The sequence below is a fragment of the Massilia sp. UBA6681 genome (genome assembly GCF_002454935.1).
Lineage (GTDB): Bacteria > Pseudomonadota > Gammaproteobacteria > Burkholderiales > Burkholderiaceae_D > Telluria > Telluria varians.
The window spans coordinates 3,032-3,328 of sequence record NZ_DKJX01000020.1 but is presented as its reverse complement, the minus strand read 5'-3'; the positions used below and the strand labels follow the sequence as shown (position 1 = coordinate 3,328).

1 pseudogene is annotated in these 297 nt (G+C 73.7%); it reads left to right on the top strand.

The features are described 5' to 3' along the window. Positions 1-216: pseudogene (locus B2R83_RS02570) on the top strand (hypothetical protein); the annotation flags it as partial. Positions 217-297: the final 81 nt, after the last annotated feature.

The window sequence follows — 297 nt, the reverse complement described above, 5'->3', positions numbered from 1 at the left end:
CGCCTGCAATCGGTCCTGATCGCGCCGCGCGCGGGCGGACGCCACGTCGCCGTGATCGACGGCGAGACGGTGCGCCTGGGCGGGAGCTTTCGCGGCGCGCGCGTGGCCCGCATGACCGAGAACCAGGTCGAGCTGGTGCGCGGCCGCGAGCGCCAGGTGCTGCGCCTCGACCCGGTGGACGGCACGGCCGCCGCCATCACGCCTGCCGCCCAATGACGAATCGCTCGATGCCACGGACCATGATGAACAAGCTCTCCTTGACCAGCGCCGCCGTCGCCGGCGCGCTGCTGCTCGCCG